General features: G+C 62.2%; 19 protein-coding genes. 10 read left to right on the top strand and 9 right to left on the bottom strand.

Features of this window, described 5'->3' with window-relative positions; all coding sequences use genetic code 11:
* The 5 genes from SKZ59_RS26605 to SKZ59_RS26585 all read left to right on the top strand — a co-directional run bounded on the left by SKZ59_RS26605 (nucleotide 1) and on the right by SKZ59_RS26585 (nucleotide 3,806).
* Entirely contained in the window at nucleotides 1–720 is a 720-nt protein-coding gene (locus SKZ59_RS26605) for a response regulator (RefSeq protein WP_034749318.1), read from the top strand.
* Nucleotides 717–1,124 carry a GTPase gene (locus SKZ59_RS26600; RefSeq protein ID WP_319993437.1) on the top strand — a complete coding sequence of 136 codons (408 nt, stop codon included), beginning with the start codon at nucleotides 717–719 and terminating at the stop codon, nucleotides 1,122–1,124. Before SKZ59_RS26605 ends, SKZ59_RS26600 begins: the two co-directional genes overlap by 4 nt.
* Before the next feature lie 150 nt (nucleotides 1,125–1,274).
* Nucleotides 1,275–1,532 (top strand): DUF3567 domain-containing protein, encoded by a 258-nt coding sequence (locus SKZ59_RS26595; protein WP_034749313.1) that lies wholly within the window; start codon nucleotides 1,275–1,277, stop codon nucleotides 1,530–1,532.
* A gap of 76 nt (nucleotides 1,533–1,608) precedes the next feature.
* Entirely contained in the window at nucleotides 1,609–2,388 is a 780-nt protein-coding gene (locus tag SKZ59_RS26590) for a class II glutamine amidotransferase (protein ID WP_080698502.1), read from the top strand.
* 137 nt (nucleotides 2,389–2,525) lie between these two features.
* The gene (locus tag SKZ59_RS26585; protein WP_034749309.1) at nucleotides 2,526–3,806 is read left to right on the top strand and encodes an EAL and HDOD domain-containing protein; all 1,281 of its coding nucleotides are present in this window, start codon (nucleotides 2,526–2,528) and stop codon (nucleotides 3,804–3,806) included.
* A gap of 103 nt (nucleotides 3,807–3,909) precedes the next feature.
* On the opposite strand, the gene SKZ59_RS26580 is transcribed toward SKZ59_RS26585, so the two are convergent.
* A complete protein-coding gene (locus SKZ59_RS26580; RefSeq protein WP_051990989.1) occupies nucleotides 3,910–4,281 on the bottom strand; it encodes an SPW repeat protein in 372 nt (123 codons plus the stop codon).
* A gap of 114 nt (nucleotides 4,282–4,395) precedes the next feature.
* The gene (gene metH / locus SKZ59_RS26575) at nucleotides 4,396–8,190 is read right to left on the bottom strand and encodes a methionine synthase (RefSeq protein ID WP_319993436.1); all 3,795 of its coding nucleotides are present in this window, start codon (nucleotides 8,188–8,190) and stop codon (nucleotides 4,396–4,398) included.
* A 650-nt stretch (nucleotides 8,191–8,840) separates the two neighbouring features.
* On the opposite strand from metH, the gene SKZ59_RS26570 reads away from it, so the two are divergent.
* Both SKZ59_RS26570 and SKZ59_RS26565 read left to right on the top strand, forming a co-directional pair.
* Entirely contained in the window at nucleotides 8,841–11,318 is a 2,478-nt protein-coding gene (locus SKZ59_RS26570; protein WP_319993435.1) for an IPT/TIG domain-containing protein, read from the top strand.
* Between the two features lie 159 nt (nucleotides 11,319–11,477).
* Complete coding sequence (locus tag SKZ59_RS26565) at nucleotides 11,478–11,885, top strand: tautomerase family protein (protein WP_072456698.1); 408 nt, start codon at nucleotides 11,478–11,480, stop codon at nucleotides 11,883–11,885.
* Here SKZ59_RS26565 and SKZ59_RS26560 read toward each other — a convergent pair whose 3' ends face one another.
* The 3 genes from SKZ59_RS26560 to def all read right to left on the bottom strand — a co-directional run bounded on the left by SKZ59_RS26560 (nucleotide 11,886) and on the right by def (nucleotide 14,530).
* Complete coding sequence (locus tag SKZ59_RS26560) at nucleotides 11,886–12,788, bottom strand: LysR family transcriptional regulator (protein WP_072456701.1); 903 nt, start codon at nucleotides 12,786–12,788, stop codon at nucleotides 11,886–11,888.
* Nucleotides 12,789–12,802: 14 nt separating this feature from the next.
* Nucleotides 12,803–13,759 carry a methionyl-tRNA formyltransferase gene (gene fmt / locus SKZ59_RS26555; protein WP_058050246.1) on the bottom strand — a complete coding sequence of 319 codons (957 nt, stop codon included), beginning with the start codon at nucleotides 13,757–13,759 and terminating at the stop codon, nucleotides 12,803–12,805.
* 228 nt (nucleotides 13,760–13,987) lie between these two features.
* On the bottom strand, nucleotides 13,988–14,530 hold the full coding sequence (def, locus tag SKZ59_RS26550; protein ID WP_219330023.1) for a peptide deformylase: 543 nt from the start codon (nucleotides 14,528–14,530) through the stop codon (nucleotides 13,988–13,990).
* Between the two features lie 306 nt (nucleotides 14,531–14,836).
* On the opposite strand from def, the gene dprA reads away from it, so the two are divergent.
* The 3 genes from dprA to SKZ59_RS26535 all read left to right on the top strand — a co-directional run bounded on the left by dprA (nucleotide 14,837) and on the right by SKZ59_RS26535 (nucleotide 19,449).
* Nucleotides 14,837–15,940: a DNA-processing protein DprA gene (dprA, locus tag SKZ59_RS26545; RefSeq protein WP_319993434.1), complete on the top strand. Its 1,104-nt coding sequence runs from the start codon at nucleotides 14,837–14,839 to the stop codon at nucleotides 15,938–15,940.
* 94 nt (nucleotides 15,941–16,034) lie between these two features.
* The gene (locus tag SKZ59_RS26540; protein WP_034749287.1) at nucleotides 16,035–16,499 is read left to right on the top strand and encodes a DUF494 family protein; all 465 of its coding nucleotides are present in this window, start codon (nucleotides 16,035–16,037) and stop codon (nucleotides 16,497–16,499) included.
* Nucleotides 16,500–16,782: 283 nt separating this feature from the next.
* The gene (locus tag SKZ59_RS26535) at nucleotides 16,783–19,449 is read left to right on the top strand and encodes a DNA topoisomerase III (protein ID WP_319993433.1); all 2,667 of its coding nucleotides are present in this window, start codon (nucleotides 16,783–16,785) and stop codon (nucleotides 19,447–19,449) included.
* A gap of 78 nt (nucleotides 19,450–19,527) precedes the next feature.
* On the opposite strand, the gene SKZ59_RS26530 is transcribed toward SKZ59_RS26535, so the two are convergent.
* The 4 genes from SKZ59_RS26530 to SKZ59_RS26515 all read right to left on the bottom strand — a co-directional run bounded on the left by SKZ59_RS26530 (nucleotide 19,528) and on the right by SKZ59_RS26515 (nucleotide 24,003).
* On the bottom strand, nucleotides 19,528–20,247 hold the full coding sequence (locus SKZ59_RS26530; RefSeq protein WP_070301619.1) for a hypothetical protein: 720 nt from the start codon (nucleotides 20,245–20,247) through the stop codon (nucleotides 19,528–19,530).
* Between the two features lie 74 nt (nucleotides 20,248–20,321).
* On the bottom strand, nucleotides 20,322–21,719 hold the full coding sequence (locus tag SKZ59_RS26525; protein WP_319993432.1) for an alkaline phosphatase: 1,398 nt from the start codon (nucleotides 21,717–21,719) through the stop codon (nucleotides 20,322–20,324).
* A 29-nt stretch (nucleotides 21,720–21,748) separates the two neighbouring features.
* Nucleotides 21,749–23,200 carry an alkaline phosphatase gene (locus SKZ59_RS26520; protein WP_413774605.1) on the bottom strand — a complete coding sequence of 484 codons (1,452 nt, stop codon included), beginning with the start codon at nucleotides 23,198–23,200 and terminating at the stop codon, nucleotides 21,749–21,751.
* A gap of 113 nt (nucleotides 23,201–23,313) precedes the next feature.
* Entirely contained in the window at nucleotides 23,314–24,003 is a 690-nt protein-coding gene (locus tag SKZ59_RS26515) for a hypothetical protein (protein ID WP_319993431.1), read from the bottom strand.
* Between the last annotated feature and the right edge of the window lie 98 nt (nucleotides 24,004–24,101).

Below are 24,101 nucleotides of genomic sequence, written 5' to 3'. Positions count from 1 at the left end.
ATGGCAAACATACTCGTAGTGGATGATGAAATGGGTATCCGTGAGTTGCTCTCGGAAATTTTGGGCGACGAAGGACATGCTATCCAGCTGGCCGAAAATGCGCAGCAGGCGCGCGAAGCGCGTGCCGCCGGTGCGCCGGATCTGGTATTGCTGGATATCTGGATGCCCGACACCGATGGCGTCACCTTGCTCAAGGAGTGGCAGCGCGATGGCTTGCTGACCATGCCGGTGATCATGATGTCGGGCCACGCCACCATCGATACGGCGGTCGAGGCGACGCGCATCGGCGCCATGAACTTCCTGGAAAAACCGATTGCCCTGCAAAAACTGCTGAAGGCGGTCCAGCAAGGCTTGACGCGAGCCCAGGAAACCGTGCGCGCGCCGAGCGTGGCGCCGCGTCCCGTGGCGCCCGTGGTGGCCGAGGAAAGCAGCCATCCCGTGCCCAGCTTTGGCGGCAGCGCGCCGCAACAGCTGATGGTGCGCCCAGGCATCGCCGTACCGGCGGTGGCCGAAGGCCATGGCTATAACCTGTCGTTCGACTTGCCGCTGCGCGAGGCGCGCGATGCGTTCGAGCGCATGTATTTCGAACACCACCTGGGCCGCGAAGGCGGCAGCATGACCCGCGTGGCGGAAAAAACGGGCCTGGAACGCACCCATCTGTACCGCAAGCTGAAACAGCTGGGCGTTGAACCGGGCAAGCTGGCCAAGAAAGGCCTGTGACGTCAGCCGTACGGCGTCCGACGCCGCTGACCCTGGTCAGCGGTGGTTGCGCCGCCGAGCGCGAGGCGGCCATCGCGCAAGCCTTGCAGCCTGGCCACGCGACCGCCGTGATCCTCGAGGGTCTCGCCGACGGCAACGCCATCCTGGCCGACCTGGCCGAAGAAATTTCCCCTTCCTCATCGTTTCCATTGCAACTGTTGCGCATCGCGCCCGGTTGCCTGTGCTGCAGCGGCAATCTCGTATTGCGTGTAACATTAAATCGTCTGCTGCGCCATCCACCCGCGCGCCTGTTCATCAGCCTGGCCGATGCCTCGCATATCGAACAGCTGCGCACCTGGCTGACCGCCAGTCCCTACGATGTCCTGCTGGCGCCGGAAGCAGACTTGATTGTTTCCTCAACGTAGCTTCCTGATCGTCTTACCGCAGTCGCAGTTTGCATCTCGTTACAACTCTGTAGCCCGCAGGGTGGCATTGCCGCTTGAAATGGCGGCGTGGGAACCCCACCTCTGTCCTGAAACCGCAAGAGTTTCTCTTGCTTGAGCGAAGGATGCAAAATGAACCTGATCTATAACAGCGAACAATATAGCGTCGTGGAATTCGGCGTCGATGGCGACCTGGAAGCCCTGCGCTTTGGCGGCTATGAAATCGTCGACAAGGGGGGCAAGCGGGAAACGTTTATCGCCGGTATCCTTGCGCAAAACTTCCGCCGCGACGTCACGGAATTGATCGCCAGCGAACCTAGCATGGAAGAGATCGATGAATTCTTGGGCAGCTACGATTCCCTCATGAGCCAGCCCGTCCTGTTGCACTGATGTGATGGCCATCGCCCCATACCAATCCGCCAGACGGCGTGGTATGGTGGCCGTGTTATCCAGCTGCAAACAGACCATGTGCCAACTTCTCGGAATGAATTGCAATGTCCCCACGGACATTGTCTTTAGTTTTACCGGCTTCGCCATGCGCGGCGGCCATACCGATACCCACCATGATGGCTGGGGCATCGCCTTTTTCGAGGGCGCCGGCGTGCGCCATTTTGTCGACCACCAGGCGGCCATCGCCTCGCCCGTGGCCGAACTGATCAAACGCTACCCGATCAAGTCGCGCAATGTCATCGCGCATATCCGCAAGGCCACGCAAGGCCAGGTGGCGCTGGAAAACTGCCACCCCTTCGTGCGCGAACTGTGGGGCCGCTACTGGGTCTTTGCCCACAATGGCGATTTGAAGGATTTCAACCCCGTGTTGACGGGCAGTTACCGTCCCGTTGGCTGCACCGACAGCGAACGGGCTTTCTGCTACCTGCTGCAGGAATTGCACGCGCGCTTTGGCGACGCCCCGCCGGCCTTGCCGCAACTGCATGCGGCGCTGGCGGACTTGTTGCCCAGCATCGCGGCCCACGGCACGTTCAACATGATGCTGTCGAGCGGCGAGGCGCTGTTTGCCCATTGCTCGACCAGCTTGCACTATCTGGTGCGACAACATCCGTTTCCAACTGCTAAACTCTCCGATGAAGACCTGAGCGTGGACTTTTCCCAGGTGACGACGCCCCAGGACAGAGTGGCCGTGATCGTTACCCAGCCGCTGACGACGAATGAACAATGGACGGCGTTTGTGCCCGGCGAATTGAAATTATTTGTCGACGGGATGGTGCAAGACACGCCAGTGGCCTAATTTGTTGACGACAATACGCTGGATTGCTGCCAAAATACCCACAGCGCGGGCGGAATTCAGCTAAAGTATTGTCAATAGTGAACCTTGATGCGGGCGCGGCGCGGCCGGTGTCACTCGACGTGATTGATGAAGAGTTAATGATCGATATTTCCAGCAACGACATCACCCCGAAACCCTTGCGCGTGCGCGAGTTCTATCTGGGTCGACAACCTATCCTCGACCGCAACCAGGCCCTGTTCGGCTATGAGTTGCTATTCCGCAACGCTCCGGTCGGCCCCGCCAACATTACCAGCGACCTGTCCGCCACGGCGTCCGTCATCGCCCACGCTTCCCAGCTGGGCATGGAAAAGGTCATCGGCGACGCGCTCGGTTTCGTCAACGTCGATGCCGACGTGATCATGAGCGACATCTTCGTCTTCCTGCCGCGTGAAAAAGTGGTGCTGGAAATCGTCGAATCGATGCCCGTCACGCCGGAAGTGCGCGCGCGCATCAGCGAACTGGTGGGCCATGGCTTCACCTTCGCGCTGGAAAACGTCGTCTCCGATACGGCGCAAGTGCAGGAACTGCTGCCGCTGGTGCAGTACGTCAAGATGGACATGAGCACGGTCGACCCGAAAGTGCTGGCGGCGCTGGCGCCCCGTTTCAAGCGGGAAAACAAGAAACTGGTGGCGGAAAAGGTCGAGACACGCGAAGAATTCAAGTCGGGCCTGGACCTGGGCTTCGATTACTTCCAGGGTTATTACTTTGCCAAGCCGGCCATCATGACGGGCAAGAAGTTGTCGCCGTCGCAACTGGCCGTCATGGAACTGATGACCCTGGTGACGTCGGACGCCGACAACATGGATATCGAGCGCGCCATCAAGCGCGACGTGTCCCTGGCCCTGAACCTGCTGCGCCTGGTCAATACGCCGGCCGTGGGCGCGCGCCAGCGCATCGACTCGCTGAGCCAGGCCGTCACCGTACTGGGCCGCCGCCAGCTGCAGCGCTGGCTGCAAATCATGCTGTACGCGGAACCAAGCAAGCGCGGCCATAGCATGACGCCGCTGCTGATGCTGGCCACCACGCGCGGCCGTTTGCTCGAATTGCTCGCACATAAACTGCGCCCGAACCACGCCCACTCGGCCGATATCGCCTTTACGGTCGGCATCATGTCACTGATGGATACCCTGTTCGGCGTGCCGATGTCGGAAATCCTCAGCCAGATCGAAGTGATCGACGAGGTGGCTGAAGCGCTGCTGTCGCGCGAAGGCTTCTACGGCGACCTGCTGCGCCTGGCCGAATGCATCGAGCGCATCGAAGACATGGAAGGCGAGATCGTACCGACCCTGCGCGACCTGGCCATGTCGCCGGACGACCTGGTGGAGCTGGAAATGGCCGCTTACGAATGGAGCGACAACGTCGTCCGCTACGCACTGTAGGTCGGATTAGCGCGGCCGCCAGGCCACGCGTAATCCGACAACATTGTTGGCGCGTTCTCAAAAGCCCTGCACGGCGCCGCCGTAGCAGGGCTTTTTTACGCCGCTACGCTGCCGCCCCGGGCCAGTGCTTGTGCAGCTCGGGGTCGGTGCGCAGTTCCCACAGGGCCAGCACGACGACGGCGATACCGACGAGAAGTTCGTTCCACATGACGACGGGCTGATCGGCCAGCCGCAGGATCCACGGCGAGGCGGCGACCCACACGCCGACAAGCAGGTTGACGACGACGGCCCAGAAATAGGTCTTGTACAGGTCGAAGGCGGCCAGCACGGCGATCACCAGGCCCGAGACAAGGGCGTTGATCATCTGCGGCGAGCCTTCGGGATAGGAAAAGGCCCAGGGCGAGACGACCAGCCATAAGCCCAGCAACAGGATCACTTGGTCCTGCCAGCGTTTCAGTTTGAAGTTGGTTGCCATATATCCTCCTTAGCCAGTCAGGGAACGGGCCGGAGCGGGCATGCAGCATGCCGGCCGGCATACTGCGTTAGTGCGCTGCGGCGCGCGGAAAGTTCCGCGCGCCTTGTGCTTAAATTATGACAGATTGGGCGCCAGCCAGCGTTCCACGTCCTCGATATTGGCGCCACGGCGTTTGGCCATGTCTTCCACCTGGTCCATGCCGATCTTGCCGACGACGAAGTATTTCGACTCCGGGTGGGCAAAATAGAAGCCGGACACGGCCGCGCCGGGGAACATGGCATACGATTCCGTCAGCTGCATGCCGATTTCCTCGGCCTGCATGACCTCGAACATCTGTTTCTTGACCGTGTGCTCGGGGCAGGCCGGGTAGCCGGGCGCCGGGCGGATGCCGACATATTTCTCGGCGATCATGTCGTCGTTGCCCAGGTGCTCGTCCGGCACATAGCCCCACAAATCCTTGCGCACGCGCTCGTGCAGGTATTCGGCAAACGCCTCGGCCAGGCGGTCCGCCAGCGATTTCAACATGATGGACGAGTAATCGTCGTGCGCATCCTCGAAGCGCTTTTCGTACTTTTCAATGCCCAGGCCGGACGTCACGGCGAACATGCCGATGTAATCCTTCACGCCCGATGCCTTCGGCGCAATGAAGTCGGCCAGGCACTGGTTCGGCCGCTGCACGCCGTCGACCACGGGTTTGACGCCTTGCTGGCGCATGCCGTAGTAGGTAAATGCCACGGTACTGCGCGTATCGTCCGTGTACACCTCAATATCGTCGTCATTGACGCTGTTCGCTGGCAGCAAGGACACGACGCCGTTGGCCGTCAGCCAGCGCCCATCGATGAGTTTTTTCAGCAAGGCCTGGCCTTCCGCGTACACCTTGGTGGCCGCGTCGCCTACCACTTCATCGGTCAGAATGGCGGGGAAGGGGCCGGCCAGGTCCCAGGTCTGGAAGAACGGGCCCCAGTCGATGTAGTTGGCCAGGGTGGCCAGGTCGACATTTTTAAACACGCGCCGGCCGATGAACTTCGGTTTCACGGGCGTGCAGGCGCCGTCGAACGGCACGACCATGCGGTTGGCGCGCGCTTGCGCCAGCGGCAGGATGGGCAGGGCCTTCTTGTTTGCGTGCTGCTCGCGGATGCGTGCGTAGTCGAGTTCGATGTCTTCCACGTATTTGTCGCGCTGCTCCGGCGTCAAGAGCGACTGCGCCACGGACACGGAACGCGAGGCGTCCGGCACGTAGATCACGGGGCCTTCGTAGTTGTGGGCGATTTTCACGGCCGTGTGGGCGCGGCTGGTGGTGGCGCCGCCGATCAGCAGGGGAATCTTGAGCATGCGGAAATGCTCGTCGCGCTGCATTTCCTTGGCGACGTACGCCATTTCTTCCAGCGACGGCGTGATCAGGCCCGAGAGACCGATGATGTCCGCGTTTTCCACCTTGGCGCGGGCGAGGATTTCCGAGCACGGCACCATCACGCCCATGTTCACCACTTCGAAGTTATTGCACTGCAGAACGACGGTGACGATGTTCTTGCCGATGTCATGCACGTCGCCTTTGACGGTCGCCATGATGATCTTGCCTTTCGGCTTGGCGACGATGCCCGTGCGTTTTTCTTCCAGCAGCTTTTCTTCCTCGATGAACGGAATCAAGTGGGCCACGGCCTGTTTCATCACGCGCGCCGATTTCACCACTTGCGGCAGGAACATCTTGCCTTGGCCAAACAGGTCGCCGACCACGTCCATGCCGGCCATCAAGGGGCCTTCGATCACGTGGATGGGGCGCCCGCCATTGTGCAGCAGTTCCTGGCGCGCTTCTTCCGTGTCTTCCACGATGAATTGCGTGATGCCGTGCACCAGCGCGTGCGACAGGCGCGCCTGCACCGTGCCTTCGCGCCAGGCCAGGGTTTGCGCTTCGGCCTTGCCGCCCGCCTTCAGGGTGCCGGCAAATTCGATCATGCGCTCGGTCGAGTCTTCGCGGCGGTTCAGCACCACGTCTTCCACGCGCTCGCGCAGTTCCGGGTCGAGGTTGTCGTACACGCCCACCATACCGGCGTTGACGATGCCCATGGTCATGCCAGCCTTGATGGCGTGGTACAGGAAGACGGTATGGATGGCTTCGCGGGCTGGATCGTTGCCACGGAAACTGAACGACACGTTTGACACGCCGCCCGAGATCTTCGCGTAGGGCAAGTTTTCCTTGATCCAGCGCGTGGCGTTGATGAAGTCGACGGCGTAGTTGTTGTGCTCTTCGATACCGGTGGCGACGGCAAAGATGTTCGGATCGAAAATGATGTCTTCGGGCGGGAAGTCCAGCGCATCGATCAGCAGGTGGTAGGCGCGCGCGCAAATTTCGATCTTGCGCTCGAAGGTGTCGGCTTGCCCTTTTTCATCGAAAGCCATGACGATGACGGCCGCGCCGTAGCGGCGGCACAGTTTCGCCTGGCGCAGGAATTCCTCTTCGCCTTCCTTCATGGAAATCGAGTTGACGATGGCCTTGCCCTGCACGCATTTGAGGCCCGCTTCGATGACCGACCATTTCGACGAGTCGACCATGATGGGCACGCGCGAAATATCGGGTTCCGAGGCGATCAGGTTCAAAAAGCGCGTCATGGCGGCCAGCGAATCGAGCATCGCTTCGTCCATGTTGATGTCGATCACCTGTGCGCCATTTTCCACCTGCTGGCGGGCAACGGACAGCGCTTCGTCGTATTGCTCGTTGAGGATCATGCGCGCGAACGCCTTCGAGCCCGTGACGTTGGTGCGCTCGCCCACGTTGACAAACAGCGACGCGTCATTGACGACGAACGGTTCCAGGCCGGCAAGGCGCAGGTCGTGCGATGGGGCCGGCACCGTGCGCGGCGTGTTTTTCGACAGCAATTGGCCGATGGCGGCGATGTGCTCGGGCGTGGTGCCGCAGCAGCCGCCCGCCATGTTCAAGAAGCCCGCGTCGGCAAATTCACGCAGCAGGGCGGACGTGTCGGCTGGCAACTCGTCGAAACCCGTGTCGCTCATGGGGTTGGGCAAGCCCGCGTTCGGGTAGATGCACACGAAGGTGTCGGCGATCTTGGCCAGCTCTTCCGCATACGGACGCATCAGGGCGGCGCCCAGCGCGCAGTTCAGGCCGATGGTCAGCGGTTTCGCGTGGCGCACGGAATTCCAGAAGGCGGGTACGGTCTGGCCCGACAAAATGCGTCCCGACGCATCCGTCACGGTGCCGGAAATCATCAGGGGCAGGCGCACGACAGTCGGGTTTTGCTCGTAGAACAGGTCGATGGCGAACAGGGCCGCCTTGCAGTTCAAGGTATCGAAAATGGTTTCCACCAGCAGCACGTCGGCGCCGCCTTCCACCAGGCCCTGCGTCTGCTGCAGGTAGGCGGCCACCAATTGGTCGAAGGTGACGTTGCGCGCGGCCGGGTCGTTCACGTCGGGCGAGATCGACGCCGTCTTTGGCGTCGGTCCCAGGGCACCGGCGACGAAGCGCGGTTTGTCCGGCGTGGAATATTTGTCGCAGGCGGCACGCGCCAGCTTGGCCGCCTGGACGTTCATTTCATAGGCCAGGTGGGCCATGTGGTAATCGTCTTGCGCGATGGTCGTGGCGCCGAAGGTATTCGTTTCGATCAGGTCGGCGCCGGCCGCCAGGTAGCGCTCGTGGATTTCCTGGATGATGTGCGGCTGCGTCAGGGTCAGCAGTTCATTGTTGCCCTTGACGAACAGTTCGCGCGCGCCACTGTCTGCCGGCGCGGCGAAATCGATGAAGCGGCCGGCGGGACCGCCACGGTACGCTTCTTCGTCGAGCTTGTATTGCTGGATGATCGTGCCCATGGCGCCGTCGAGGATCATGATCCGCTGCGCCAGGATGGCGCGCAAGGTGGCTTCGGTCGGGGACATGGCGGGGATCACGGTATCGTTCATTTCATGCTTTCAATAGGCAAACGGGCGGCGGCGCGGCGACAAGACTGTATGAGGCGGTTGCGGGTCAGCAGGATCAGCTGACGGAGTGTGCCGGCGGGGTAGGGCTGGCAGAAGGTGGCAATCGCCTGATTTCACCGGGTCTAAAATTATACGGCATCAGGCTGCTTTGGTTTTAAGCAAAAGCGGCTGTTCGCCCCACAGCAGGCCAGGTTGCAACACATTGCAACACATCAGCTTGCGCCGCGCCTGCTTCTGAAAATTACATTCCTGAAAATCTTACTCAAAACGTTAATTCTTCCGCCAAACTTGGCAGGAAGGCACGGCGTCTAGGCTGTGGAAAAATTTCCACATTATTTGCGCACTGTCAGAATCTTTTTAATGAATTGAATGGCAATAGCTGTAAAGGAAAATAATTTTGATTTAAGACAAGACAGAGTGAAGCGAATAATTCTTAGAATAAATCTTTCCAAGTCGATACTTTAACTATTATCAAAACCAATTGAATCAAAAGCATTAATAGTTGTCCTTGGGAATCGAATTAACCCATAATATGGGTTCTTCGAAATTATATTCTCACCAAAAGTCACCAATATGTCACATTTCTCCCGTGTCCTCCCAGGCATCGCGCTGCACCAACATGGTTGCCAGCCATGAAAAACCATCTGCTTGTAGCATTGTTTGTCGTGCTGGGGCTGTCCGCTTGCGGCGGAGGCGGCGGAGGCGGTGGTGACACGGTGGTGGCGACCACCTCGGGTACGCCAGTGCTGGTTCCTGCCGTGACGGCCGTCTCGGCGGCGAATGTCGCCGTGGGTGGCAGCCTGGTGGTGACGGGCACGAATCTGAGCCGCGTGACGGCTTTTCAGGTGGGCGGCGTGAACGTTGCCGCCAGCGCCAGCAGCGACAGCAGCGTAACCCTGGCCATGCCGGGCGTGCCCGTCACGGGCGCCTTGAGCCTGGTCAGCGCCAGCGGCACGGCGACCACCAGCTATAACGTGAACGTGTACCTGCCGCTGAGCGTGAGCAGTGTCGCACCGGCAACGGGCGGCGTCGGTTCCAGCGTGACGATCGCGGGCGGCGGCATGGGCGCCGTGACGGCGGTGCAGTTCGGCAATGGCGCGGCGGCAACGCCGCAAAGCCAGACGGCCGGCAGCGTGACGGTGGTGGTGCCTGCGGGCGCGGCGACAGGCGCGCTGACGGTGCGCGGTCCCTACAACGATGTGGCCAGCAGCGACACGTATACGGTCTTGGCAAACGTGGCAGTGACGTCGATCGTGTCGGCCGTCAACGGCGCGACCTTGTCGGTGACGCTGCAGGGCAGCAATCTCGACCAGGTCAGCTCGGCCACGGTGGGCAGTACGCCAGCCGCCATCGTCAGCGCCAGTGCCAGCCAGCTGGTGCTGTCCGCGCCAGCGTCGGCAACGGGCAGCGTGATGCTGTCGGCCGCTTCGCGCATCGCCGTGAATGCGGGCACGGTGTCGGCCTTTACCTTGGGCAGCATTGATTTCGCGCAGGTACTGAATTTGAATGCCAGCGATGCAGCCTTGCGCCTGACGCGCGGCAAGCCGGCCGCCGTGCGCGTGTCCGTGCTGGCCACGCAAACAGGCCAGGCCAGCCCGGCCGTGACCTTGAATGCGACGGCTGCCAATGGCAGCAACCTGGGCAGCATCACCATGAGCGGCCCGTCGGTCTTGCCGACGTCGAAAAGCGATTACAGTTTCAACGGCAATTTCAGCGCCATCCTGCCGTCCGGCTGGGTTCTGCCTGGCGTGCGCGTGCGCGTGACGGCCGTGGGCAATGACGGCGTGCAAGTGAGTCAGGAAGCGGCGCCCGTGGTGGCCAGCCTGGCCAGGATCCGTCTGGTGCTAGTACCGTTGAGCACCGATGATGGCGTGGCGCAACTGCCTGACGCCGAGGTGATCCGTGCCGCGCTGCTGCGCGTGTATCCGTATGCGGCGGAAAATATCAGCATTACCACGCGCGCGGCGCTGAGCATGCCTGGCAGCAGCACGGCCGACAGCTGGTGGAGCGATACCCTGGGCAAGCTGGAAAACCAGCGCGCACTGGAAGACCGCGGCGCCTATTATTATGGTTTCGTGCCGAAAATGTCCTCCACGCGCGCCGCCGGCCTGGCCTACATCAACCAGCGCAGCAGCGGCAACGACTTCACGTCGGCCATCGGCCTGGACGCCAGGTTCAACAGCATTGCCTCCGTCGATCCATTCGGCAATCAATGGCCTGAATGGCTGACTACGCTGGTGCATGAGCTGGGTCACAACCACTCGTTGCAGCACGTTGCCTGTGGCGGTCCGTCCGGCGCCGCTGCCGACTACCCGTATGCGAATGGCGATCTGGGTCCGCAACCGCTGTACAACAGCAGCTATGCGGGCAGCATTGGCCAGTTGAGCAAAGCAGTCTATGGCAGCACGCCGATGAAAGACGTGATGAGCTATTGCAGCGGCGCCTGGTTCTCCGACTACAGCTATGTGCGCGTACAGCAATTCCTGGAGAAGCGCAGCACGCAGGTTACTGGCAGCAATGTGGTGGCCGCCAGCATGTCCGTGGCCGAGAATGGCTATCTGACGATTTCCGGCCGTATCACGCCATCTGGCGTGGGGCTGCGTCCCGCGGTTGCCTCGTCGGTGCGCATCGGCGCAGCGGCCAGCGGCAGCGGCCATGCTTATACCTTGCGTGTGCTGACGGCGTTGGGACAGACTATCGACTTGCCCTTCGATGCCGTCTCCGTGGCCGACCATGGCGGCAACGCCATGAGCCATTTCCGCGTCAGCTTCGCCAACCCGGGCGACATCAGCGACGTGCAAGTGCTGGCAAATGGCAAGGCTTTGGCCAAGCTGGAGCGCCCGGCGCGCCGCAGCAAGGTCGCCGCCAACGATGCCACGTTCGATGCGGTACAAAGCGGCGGCAAGCTGGCGCTGGTCTGGAATGCCGAGGCGGAACCGTACGCCGCCGTGCTGCACGTCGCCGCCGATGGCCGCAAGACGGTGGTCGCCAGTGACTTGACCGGTGGCAAAGCCAGCGTCGACGTCAGCGCCTTGCCGGCCGGTGGCCGCTTCGAGGTCAGCCTGTCGTCGTCCGTGGGCGCACGCCTGATGAAGGTGCAGCGCCGCTAAGCAAGGGCGGTCGATGCAACAAGGGCTTGCCGCGGCAAGCCCTTTTTTTATGCGCGCAGGCATTGGTGCATAAACTGCACAGATCCTGTGCCTGGCGGGGGCTGCCGTTTTATCTCCCGCCTGCCTAGAATGGGGCTTCATCCACTTGCGGAGCATCCCATGCCCATCCTGAACCTGCGTTTATCCACGCCACCCAAGGCGGGCCAGTCGGCCGCCATCGCCGCCACCCTGAGTCAATTGACGGCGCAACTGTTGCACAAGGCGCCCGAGCTGACGTCGGTGGCGATCAGCCATCTTGACGCAGCGCACTGGTTTGTCGGCGGGCCCTCGTTGCAAGCGCAAGGCAAGGCCAGCTTTTTCCTCGATATCCTGATCAGCGATGAAACGAATACGGCGGCGGAAAAGGCCGCGTATATCGCCGCCGTGTTTGCCGCCATGCACGAGTATCTCGGCGCCTTGCACGACGTCAGCTACATCCATGTGCACGATGCGCGCCAGGCGGCCTGGGGCTACGGCGGCTTGACGCAGCAGTTCCGCGCCGTGCGCAAGGCGCTGCAGCAGGCCTGATCAATCCCAGCGGCGATTTTGATAGTGTTGCACGGCGAAATCGATGAAGGCCCTGACCTTCGGCGACAACTGTCTGCTGTGCGGATACAGCGCGTACAAGGTGCGTGGACGCAAGGTGTAGCCGGGCAAGACTTCCACCAGCTGGCCGCTGCGCAGCGCATCGCGCACGATGAAGCCGGCCGCGGCGGCAATCCCCATGCCGCCCACGGCCGCTTCACGCAGGGCCACGCTCGTATTGGCTTGCAGGCTGCCGCGTACGGCCACCTTGTGGGCGGCGCCGTCACCATCGGTGAACGACCACTCCGCCGGCTTCTCGCCAGAGGTGTACATCAGGCAATTGTGCTGGACCAGGTCTTGCGGCGTGGCCGGATGGCCATGGCGGGCCAGGTAGGCGGGCGAGGCGACGGCCACCGTGCGGCTGCTGGCCAGCTGGCGCGCCACCAGGGTGGAGTCGGGCAAGCCGCGCGCCAGGCGCAGCGCCACGTCGAAGCCATCGTCGATCAGGTCGACGATGCGGTCATTGCAGACGAGATCGATGTGGATGTGCGGATATTGGCGGCTGAAATCGGGCAGCCAGGCAGCCAGTTCCAGGGTGCCGAAAGCCATCGGCGCATTGATGCGCAAGCTGCCGGACGGTTGCGCCTGGTGCATGGCGACGGCGCGGTCGGCCGCGTCAAGGGCGTCGAGGATATCGCGGCTGGCCAGGTAGTATTCCTGGCCAGCGGCCGTCAGGGCGAAGCGGCGCGTGGTGCGGTTGAGTAACTGGGCGCCCAGCTGGCTTTCCAGCTGGCGCACCTGGCGCGAGACGATGGAGTGGGAAATGCCCAGCGCGGCGCCGGCGGCCGTGAAGCTGCCCAGTTCCACGACGCGGCGCAGGGCGCGCAGGGCGGTCAGCTGGTCCATGGGCGCGTGCCGGTTTAAACGAAGCGCTTGCCTTCGAGGGGGAAGCCCTTGATGAACTCGGCCGCAGGCAGGCGCTTGCCGCCCGGCTTTTGCAGTTCCGTCAGGCGCAGCGAGCCATTGCCGCAAGCCACGACGATGCCGTGCTGGGCGTCGGCCGCCAGCACCTGGCCAGGCGCTTCCTTGCTGTCCGCTTCGATTACCTCGGCGGCCCAGATCTTGATGGTGACGCCGTCGACCTGGCCGCAGGCGCCGGGAAACGGATTGAAGGCGCGGATTTTCAGGCCCAGTTCCAGCGCCGGCAGGCTGAAGTCGAGCGCCGCTTCTTCCTTGGCGATTTTCGCCGCATAGGTGACGCCCGCTTCCGGCTGCGGCACGGCTTCGAGCGGCTGCTGCTGCATCTTGCGCAGGGTTTCGACGATCATCTTGCCGCCCAGGGTGGCCAGCTTGTCGTGCAAGGTGGCAGTGGAGTCGCCCGCCTCGATGGGCGTGCGCTCGATGGCCAGCATGGGGCCCGTATCGAGGCCTTCTTCCATCTGCATGATGGTCACGCCCGTTTCATCGTCGCCCGCTTCGATGGCGCGGTGGATCGGTGCGGCACCGCGCCAGCGCGGCAGCAGGGAACCGTGGATATTGATGCAGGGTTTGATGTCGAGGGTGCTGCGCGGCAAGATCAAGCCGTAGGCCGCCACCACCATCACGTCGTAGTCCGTCGCCAGCAGGCGCTCGTGGGCCGCTTTCGCTTCGGCGGCGCGCTGCGGGTCCTTGCTGTCCATGCGCAAGGACAACGGTTGCAGCACCTCGATGCCGTGCTGCTGGGCATATTGCTTGACGGCCGAGGCGTGCAGTTGCATGCCGCGTCCGGCAGGGCGGTCAGGCTGGGTCAGCACCAGCGGAATCTCGAAGCCCGCTTCATGCAAGTCTTTCAGGGCCGTGGCGGCGAATTCAGGCGTGCCTGCGAAGATCACTTTCATATGGTTCCTTGACGTGAGGTGCGCAGGCCCGCGCCGAAGGCGCCAGGCTGGCGTGGTGTAACGACTACTGTTGCTTAGTTTATCAGCTGTACTGCAAAAACTCCTTGAACACCTTACAAAACCGTAGCGAGCGGAAGCGAATTGTGGCTGAGAAGCGGAACTGTGCTTGAGCACAGTGAGCATCGCAGGCCGCAAGTCGCGACGCGCAGTAGGTTTGGTCAGGTGTTTTCAGAAACGGCGGTTCTGCGCACGCAGACTCGCTTCGCGCTCGAGACCACGGATTTCCTTGATCATCTTGGTCTTGATGCGGTTGCGCTTGAGCGGCGACAGGTATTCGACGAATACCTTGCCCAGCAAGTGATCCATCTCATGCTGGATGCAGACGGCCAGCAAGCCATCGGCTTCCAGTTCGTACTGCTTGCCGTGGCGGTCCATGGCGCGCACCTTGATGCGGGCCGGGCGCTCGACGCCATCGTAGACGCCAGGCACGGACAGACAGCCTTCGTCGTAGACCTGCTTTTCTTCGCTGGCCCAGGTGATTTCCGGGTTGATGAAGACTTGCAGCTGGTTTTTTTCTTCGGTGGTGTCGATCACCATCATCTGGATATGCTCGTCCACTTGCGACGCGGCCAGGCCGACGCCAGGGGCGTCGTACATGGTTTCGGCCATGTCGTCGATCAGGGTTTGCAGGCGCGCGTCAAATTCGGTGACGGGCTTGGCGATCGTGTGCAGGCGAGGATCGGGGTAACGCAGGATATTTAATATGGACATACGGATTCGACTGGTTAAGGTGGGCGCCGGTGCGCCGGATTATTCATGCCTGGGCCATGCGAACGATGGCAGGGCTATTTTATTTTTGAGTACGCTACGGTTGGGCGCGTGTGGCGCAACGGCGCGGCAGATGCGTTTGCCAGTGCGCTATTCGTTTGCTGCAAAGGGAAATTTTATCACAGACACCCATGGCCCTGTGGGCGGCGGGCCGTTTTGCAGCGCCATTGCACGCATTGTTGCGCGCGTCGGTATCGCGTCCGTGCCATGGCGCTAGCATGGGATGGCACAGTACACAGCGAGGTTGTCATGCATGCAATTGCAACGACGGCAGACACGGCCACGGAACTGGCGGGCTGGCTGCGCCTGCAGCACCTGCCCGGCGTGGGGCCGGTGGCGGCGCGCGCCCTGCTGGCCCGCTTCGGCCTGCCGCCGCAAATCTTTGCCACGCCATTCGAGGCCTTGCGCGAGGTGGTGCCGGCCAGCGTGGCGCGCGCCATCGTGCAGCCGTCCAAGCCGGTGGCCAACAGCCAGCTGGCGCTTACCTTGCAGTGGCTGGAGCGGCCCGGCAATGCCGTGCTGACCCTGGCCGATGCCGCGTATCCGCCGCTGCTGCTGGAAATCGCCGATCCGCCGCTCTTGTTATATGTGCGGGGACGGGCGGAACTGCTGTCGCGTCCCGGCGTGGCCATCATCGGCAGCCGCAATGCCAGCGCGCAAGGCATGCAGAATGCGGCCGCCTTCGCGCAAGCCCTCAGTGCGGCAGGTCTGACCATCATTTCCGGGCTGGCGCTGGGCATCGACACGCACGCGCACGAGGGCGGCTTGCGCGGCGCTGGCGCCACCCTCGCCGTGATCGGCACGGGCGCCGATCTGGTGTATCCACGCCGCAACCTGGATCTGGCGCAAAGAATCGCCGAACAAGGCTGCATCGTCAGCGAGTACGCGCTGGGCTTGCCGGCCATGCCCGGTAACTTTCCGCGCCGCAACCGCCTGATCAGCGGTCTGGCGCGCGGCGTGCTGGTGATCGAGGCGGCGGCCCAGTCGGGTTCATTGATCACGGCGCGCCTGGCCGGCGAGCAGGGCCGCGACGTGTATGCCTTGCCCGGTTCCATCCACGCCACGCTGGCCAAGGGCTGCCATGCGCTGATCAAGCAGGGCGCCAAGCTGGTCGAGTCTGCCGACGACGTGCTGCAAGAGCTGCAGTGGCTGGGTAGCGCCCCCGGCGTGCCGGCGGCGGTGGAAGACGAGACGCCGCTGCTGGCCGCGCTGGGCCACGATCCCGTCGATGCCGATACCCTGGCCGCGCGCAGCGGCCTGGCCATGGGCGCGCTGATGGGCGAATTGCTGGCGCTGGAGCTGGCGGGCCGGGTCGAACGCTTGCCGGGAGGACTGTTTCAACGCTGCAAATGACAGCTTGTCACTTGTGTGGCGGCCTTGCCGCACGGGCGCGCTTTGTCTGTGCGCACCCTTGTGTCTTAGCGAGCTTAGCTGCTAGAGTAGAGCCATGTTCGATATCCTGGTGTACCTCTACGAGACTTATTATCGCCCCGATGCCTGCCCCGAGCCGGCAGTCCTGGCGCGCAAACTGTCGGCCGTCGGTTTCGACGACGTGGAGATTTCCGAAGCGCTCGTGTGGCTGACGGACTTGAACGCCATGGCCGGCGTCGAACAGACCCTGACGGCCAGTTCCACGGGCACGCGCTTCTATGTGCAGCAGGAAAGCGACGTGCTGGGCACGGCCGCCATCGGTTTCATCCAGTTCCTCGAAAGCGCCAAGGTGCTTTCGCCGCTGCAACGCGAAATCGTCATCGAACGGGCGCTGGCGCTCGACGAGGCTCCCGTGTCGCTGGGCAAGCTGAAAGTCATCGTGCTGATGCTGCTGTGGAGCCAGGGCAAGGAACCGGATGCGCTGATGTTCGACGACCTGTTCGTCGACGATGAAGACCTCCCGCCGCGCTTGCTGCACTAATATATACCCATATTCTTCGCTGCCTGTCCGACCCTGGCGCCGCCGCCGCGCCATCCCCTTTACTATGTGCTGCGGCACCGCACACGCCAGGCCCATGTGTTTGCGCCTGCGCATTCTTGCTTGCAGATAACTTGCCGAATTCTTCAATAGGCGCTTATCATTGGCCGCTTGACAAGACCACAAGTCACTGTGCCTTGCGCAGACAAAAGCGTCGGCGCCTGGCAATGCACTGTATGATGCGCATGCTGAAACTATCCTAGAGCATTTTTCGAGACTAAAAAATATGACAAAAACCCTCATCATCGCCGAGAAGCCTTCTGTCGCGAACGATATCGCGAAGACGCTTGGCGGCTTTACCAAGCACGATGAGTACTTTGAATCGGATGAATACGTCCTGTCGTCGGCGGTCGGCCACCTGCTGGAGATCGCCGTACCGGAAGAATTCGACGTGAAGCGCGGCAAATGGAGTTTCGCGCACTTGCCGATGATTCCACCGTATTTCGCGCTGAACCCGATCGCCAAGACGGAAGCGCGCCTCAAAGTATTAAACAAGCTGATCAAACGCAAAGACGTCACCACCCTCATCAACGCATGCGATGCGGGGCGCGAAGGCGAGCTGATTTTCCGCCTGATCGCGCAAAACGCAAAAGCCAAGCAACCGGTCAAGCGCCTGTGGCTGCAGTCGATGACGCCCGGCGCCATTCGCGATGGTTTCTCGCACCTTCGCAGCGACGAAGAAATGCTGCCGCTGGCCGACGCGGCCCGCTGCCGTTCGGAAGCCGACTGGCTGATCGGTATCAATGGCACGCGCGCCATGACGGCGTTCAATTCGAAAGAAGGCGGCTTCTATCTGACGACCGTGGGCCGCGTGCAGACGCCGACCCTGTCCATCGTCGTCGAACGCGAAGACAAGATCAAAAAATTCGTACCGCGCGACTTCTGGGAAGTGCGCGCCGAATTCGTCTGCGCGGCCGGTATCTATGAAGGCCGCTGGCTCGACACGAAGTTCAAGAAGGACGAGAACGACCCCGAGAAGCGCGCCGAGCGCCTGTGGAGCAAGACGGCTGCCGACTCGATCGCCACCGCCTGCCGCGGCCGCCAAGGCATCGTCACGGAAGAATCGAAACCGACCACCTCGATGGCGCCGGGCCTGTTCGACCTGACCAGCCTGCAGCGCGAAGCAAACTCGCGTTTCGGCTTCTCCGCCAAGAATACCCTGGGCCTGGCCCAGGCGCTGTACGAAAAGCACAAGGTGCTCACGTATCCGCGTACCGATTCGCGCCACCTGCCGGAAGACTACATGCCGACCGTGCTGCAGGCGCTGGAAACGGTCAAGGAAAACAGCAACTACCACCAGTTCGCCAAGCAGATCATCGACAAGGGCTGGGTCAAGCCGAACAAGCGCATCTTCGACAACACCAAGATCTCGGATCACTTCGCGATCATCCCGACGACGATCGCGCCGAAGAATCTGTCCGAGCCGGAACAAAAATTGTACGACCTCGTCACGCGCCGCTTCATGGCCGTGTTCTTCCCGCCTGCGGAATTCCAGGTCACCACGCGCTACACGGAAGTGTCCGGCCATCAGTTCAAGACTGAAGGCAAGGTCATGACCAATCCGGGCTGGCTGGCCATCTACGGCAAGGAAGCATCGACGGACGCTGACAAGGAAAGCAATGGCAACGGCAACCTGGTGCCCGTCGCCAAGGGCGAGAAAGTGCAGACGGAAAGCGTCAGCGCCAACGGCCTGGTGACGAAACCGCCCGCGCGCTTCACGGAGGCGACGTTGCTGTCGGCCATGGAAGGCGCCGGCAAGCTGATCGACGACGACGAGCTGCGCGATGCAATGGCCGGCAAGGGCCTCGGCACGCCAGCGACGCGCGCGGCTACCATCGAGGGCTTGCTGACGGAACGCTATCTGATCCGCGAAGGCCGCGAACTGATTCCAACGGCCAAGGCGTCGCAGCTGATGACTTTGCTCAAAGGCCTGGGCGTCAATGAATTGACGGCGCCGGAGCTGACGGGCGAGTGGGAATACAAGCTGTCGCAGATGGAAAAAGGCAAGATTTCGCGTGAAGAGTTCATGCGCGAAATCGCGCAGATGACGCAAATCATCGTCAAGCGCGCCAAGGAATACGACAACGACACGATCCCCGGCGACTACGCGACGCTGGAAACGCCATGCCCGAATTGCGGCGGCGTGGTGAAGGAAAACTACCGCCGTTTCGCCTGTACCAAGTGCGAATTTTCGATGAGCAAGACGCCGGGCTCGCGCCAGTTTGAAATCGCCGAAGTGGAGCAATTGCTGAAGGACCGCACCATCGGCCCGCTGCAAGGCTTCCGTTCGAAGATGGGCCGTCCGTTCGCTGCCATCCTGCGCATCGTGCGCGATGAAGAGATCAAGAATTTCAAGCTGGAATTCGATTTCGGCCAGAACGACGAGAGCGAAGATGGCGAAGGCGTCGATTTCACGGGCCAGACGCCCGTGGGTCCTTGCCCCAAGTGCAACGCCGGCGTGTACGAAATGGGCCTGGCCTATGTGTGCGAGCACAGCGTCGCCAAGCCGAAGACGTGCGACTTCCGCAGCGGCCGCATCATCTTGCAGCAGGAAATCTTGCCGGAACAAATGGCAAAACTGCTCAACGATGGCAAGACGGACCTGTTGCCTGGGTTCGTATCCCAGCGCACGCGCCGCCCGTTCAAGGCATTCCTCGTGCGCGGCAAGGATGGCAAGGTGAGCTTCGAGTTTGAAGAGCGCAAGGCCAAGCCGGGCGCCAAGACGAAGGCGGCAGCCGCCGAGGTCGAAGGCGAAGAAGGCGCGGCGCCAGCGAAGAAAACGGCCGTCAAGAAAGCGGCAGCCGTGAAAAAGGCGCCAGCGAAGAAAGCTGCAGCCGTGAAAAAGCCGGCCGCCAAGAGGGCGCCGGCGAAGAAAGCGGCAGCGGCCGAGTAATCGGGCGCCAGCCAAACAAAAGCCAGGGATGTCCCTGGCTTTTTTTACGTCCCGATTTTCTTGGCGTTCGTCTGACGCTTAGTCGAGGTAGTCGGAATACTCGCGCTGCGCATAGTTCTGCAAATTCGCCCATGGCTGCGCCTTGCTGACGGTTGGCTGCAGCTTGACGTCGACCCGGCGGTAGAAGGTATTCGCGCGGTCGCCGCTTTCGATGATCAGCGGAATCTGCTTTTGCTCATCCCACAGAATGCGCTGGAACACGCCATTCTTTTCCACTTCGCGCCAGCGCGCGCCCGTCACGTTCGACGCCTGTTTCGACAGCGGCATGGCGGCCACCAGTTTCGGGTCCAGCAGATAAAAACTGTTTTCCCAGGAGCCGTCGAAATTGACGTTTTCGTACTCGGCTTTCGGGATGGAAACGACGATCTTGTCATGCGCATCAATGTATTCCACGCGCACGGTGTTCTTTTCCAGCATCACGTGGCGGGGGATCAGCACGGGATTGAAGTGCTTGTGCTCATGCTGCGTGGCCTTCAGTGCTACTTTCTTGTTCTCGCCGTGGTTGTGGCCCGCATGCGCGTCCGTCGACGGCGCCAGCACGCGCTCGACCCACACGTGGCCGGGGCGGCGCAGCATCTTTTCTTCGTAGCGGCTCTCGCGCGTCACGCCTTCCGGCGTCAGGACGCGGCTGTAATAGGTGATGCCCAGGTCCAGGTCGGCAGGAGCGGAAGGAGGAGCGGCTTGCGCGCTGGCGGCAAAGCCGGCGGCGAGGAGGACGGCGATCAGGGACGATTTCATGGTGTTGCCTTTACGTGCAGAGGGGCGGAGGGCCTACGCCATCCGCCCCGGTGGGGTTACCGTGTTGATGTGGATCAGAAACCGAACGCCGCCTTCAGCAAGTCAAACACCTTGGTGTTGTCCAGGGTGCCCTTGAAGGTCTTCGCGCCGGCGCCCGTGGCCAGCAGCTTGACGTCGCCGCCGCCGTGGGTTTCGCTGGCCAGGCGCACACCCGTTTCTTGCAGGTAGTTGTCTTTCAGGGCCGTGGCGCTGTCGACGTTGCTGCGCAGGGCAGGGCGGTTCGGGCCATTGCCGAACACCAGGGTGGTGTAGGTATTGCCATCGGCATCCTTGCTCGGCTGGTTATCCTTGTAGCCGCGATTGATGTCGAGGATATTGTTGCCGCGCTTGCCATAGCCGTTGAAGGCCAGGGTGTGGTCATGGTCGGCCGTGACGACGATCAGGGTATTGGCCAGGGTCGGATCGGTTTCCTTGATCTTGGCGATGGCGGCCTTGATGGCGTCGTCGAAGGCGACGGTGTCCGTCAGCGCGCGCTTGGCGTTGATGCCGTGCAAGGCGTGATCGATGCGGCCGCCTTCGACCATCAGGAAATAGCCGTTCGTGTTTTTCGACAGCAAGTCGATGGCCTTGAGGGTCATTTCCGACAGGCTAGGCTGGGTCGCGCCTTCACCCAGCGGTGGCGTGGCCGTACGGTCCAGTTCATATTCCAGGTGGCTGCGGGTGCTGTACAGGCCGATGAATTTCTTGCCGCTTGGCGCCGCCGCCATTTCCGCTTTCGTCGCGGCCACGGTGTAGCCCTTGGCGGCAAATTCTGTCAGCAGGTTGCGGCCGTCGACGCGGCCGTATTTGTTGCTGGTCGACCAAGGGGTGAAGTGGTTGCGGCCACCACCCATCAGCACGTCGACGCCATCGCCCAGGGCCGCGTTGTAGCCCGCGCCGCCTGGCGTCGCTTGCGCGGCGATCGCGTATTGCGCATTGCGGTTGCAGATGTGCGAGAACGTCGTCGCCGGCGTGGCGTGCGTCAGTTCCGTGGTGGTGATGGCGCCCACGGCCTTGCCCTTGGCTTTCGCCAGTTCCAGAATGGTCGGCACGCTCTTGCCGCCGGCCGGGCAATTGTCCACGCCCAGGTTGCCATTGGCGTCGCGGCCGGGTTCCTTGGCGATCGTGTCCTGGGCCATCGAGATGACTTCATTGTTCATCTTGACGCCGGTCATGTAGGCGGCCATCGATGGCGCGCTGTCCGTCGTTTGCGCATCGTTCGAGAACGTCTTGATGCGCGCCGTGCGCTCCAGCGTGTCCATCGTCAGGCTGCCGTCTTCGCCGTATTTGTAGATGCGCGACGCCGTCACGACGGACGGGCCCATGCCGTCGCCGAGGAAGAAGATGACGTTCTTGGCGTCGGCGGCGTAGGCGCTGGCAACGCTGGCGGCCACGAGCGTGGTCAGCAAGGAGAGTTTAAATGCAAGTTTCATGTGCTTGTCCAATGTTGATGTCTTGGGGATTACAGACCGCCGGCCGTCTTGACCAGGCCGAATACTTTGGTGTTGTCGATGGTGCCCAGGAAGGTTTCCGAACCCTTGCCGATGGCGCCCAGGAAGACGTCGGTGCCGCCGTGGGTTTCATTGCCGGCCGCCGTGCGGATTACCGCTTCCTGGTGGTAGGTGTTGGCGCTGGTGACGGTTTCATCGAGGCTGGCCATGGCGGCGCGGCTCGACTGGGTGCGGTTTTCGCCATTGCCGAAGCCGATGATCGAATACGGTGCGCCGTCCAGGTCTTTCTCGACCGCGCCGGTCACGTAGTTCTTCACTACGCCCAGTACGCCAGGGTTGCCGGCAGCCGTCTTGCCCGTGCGCTTGGCGTAGCCGTTCAGCACCAGGGTGTGGTCATGGTCGGCCGTGACGACGATCAGGGTATTGGCCAGGGTCGGGTCGGTGAGCTTGGCTTTGTCGATGGCGGCCTTGATGGCGTTGTCGAACGCGACGGTGTCTTGCAGCGCTTTCTTGGCTGTCGTTTCGTGCAGCGCATGGTCGATGCGGCCGCCTTCGACCATCAGGAAATAACCTTTCTTGTTCTTGGCCAGCACGTCCATGGCCTTGGTGGTCATGTCCGCCAGGCTAGGTTCCTTGGCCGCATCGCGGTCCAGGTCGTAGCTCATGTGGCTGGACGTGAACACGCCGAACAGGCGCTCCGTCTTGGCCGCATCGACGGCCTTGAAGTCGGTGGCGGTGTTGGCGACGGTGTAGCTTTTCGCTTTCAGTTCGGCCAGCAGGTCGCGCCCGTCGGAGCGCTTGCCGCCATCCTTGAACGGCTTGAAGAATTGCGCGCCGCCGCCGAGGACGACGTCCAGGCCAGCCGTGCCCAGCGCGCTGTTGTAGCCGGTGCCACCCGGCACCAGGGCCGCGGCGATATCGTTTTCCAGATCGCGGTGGCAGATGTGCGAATAGGTCGCGGCCGGCGTGGCGTGCGTCACGCGCGCCGTGCTGACGACGCCGGCGGCAAAGCCCTTGGCCTTGGCCAGTTCCAGCAAGGTGGTGGCGGGCGTGCCGTTGCCGGTGCCGCATTTGTTGACCAGCTTGTTGCCGTTCGCATCCGTGCCCGGATCGATGGCGACCGTGTTGGCCGACATCGAGATGACTTCATTGTTCATCTTGACGCCGGTCATGTAGGCGGCCATCGATGGCGCGCTGTCGGTCACTTGCGCGTCGTTCGAGAACGTCTTGACGAAGGCCGTTTCCGGCAGGGTGTCCATGGTCAGCGCACCTTCTTCGCCCACGGAATAGATGCGCGCGGCCGTCATGGTGGTCAGGCCCATGCCGTCGCCGAGGAAGAAGATGACGTTTTTCGGCGGGGCTTCAGCCACTGCCTCTTCTTTTTTTGCATCGCTGCCGCAGGCGGCCAGCATCAGGGTGATGGCGACGCTGCAGCCAGCGACGGAAATTTTTCTGCGTGTCATGTGGTTCATCCGGCTAGGTTTGAAAGAGCTAGCAAGATAACAATCCAATGTGACGCCATCATGACGCTGTGACACATTTGACACGTGGATGCGTGTCCGCCCGGCGTGTTGTTTTAGCGCACGTCCTCGGTGGAAAAGTACACCGTGCCGCGCAAGCGGGCCGTTTTTCCCGGTTGTGCGCGCAAGGCAGCTTGCAAGCTGGCGGCAGGAGTTTCCTGCACGCCGGTTTTCGCCACGACGACGTCGTCGTGCGGCGCATCCTGGGGGCTGGTCCAGGCGACGATATGCTCGAAATCGGGGCGGCTGTCGATACGCTTGACGAGGAAGCGCTGCGTGCCGTCGCCCACCTGCAGGTAGCGCGCGCTGGCGTGCGTGGCGGGGGCCGGCGACAGCTGGCGCATCAGCAGGACGCGCTCGACGATGATGGCGGCAGCGCCGTAGCCGGGTTCGGCTTTTCCATCCTTCTCGAAGTGTCCGCGCACCACCGTCGCCTGGAACTGGCGCAGCGGCAGCGGCGCGGCCGGCAGCAAGCGCGCCAGCTCGAAGTGTTCCGGTTCGAGGGTCCATAGTGCCGTATCGCCATCGAGCTGCTGGCGCAGCCGCGCATCGAGGACGGGGTCGGCCAGCCGCACTTGCAGCACCGCCTGGTAATCGTGCGGCGCATGGAACATCGGCAGGTGCGAGGCATACAGCCCTTGCTTGCCGCCAAACAGCACCATGCCATGCAAGCCCCAGGTCAGGGGCGCGGCGTGGGCGAGGCCGGAGGCGAGCAGGAACAGAGAAAGGAAGAGGGTGCGCAGCATGGGTTTCATCGATGAGTTGGAATGCAACGATGATAGGGGCGGTATCATGGACAGTACAGCAACCATTTTTCACTTTTTGTGTCCTGTCTGGAAATCAT

Origin of the sequence: Janthinobacterium sp. GMG2, from assembly GCF_033949445.1 — a bacterium.
Classification (GTDB): Bacteria; Pseudomonadota; Gammaproteobacteria; order Burkholderiales; family Burkholderiaceae_D; genus Janthinobacterium; species Janthinobacterium aestuarii.
The sequence above is the reverse complement of the archived record's forward strand: the minus strand, read 5'-3'. Positions and strand labels throughout refer to the sequence as shown.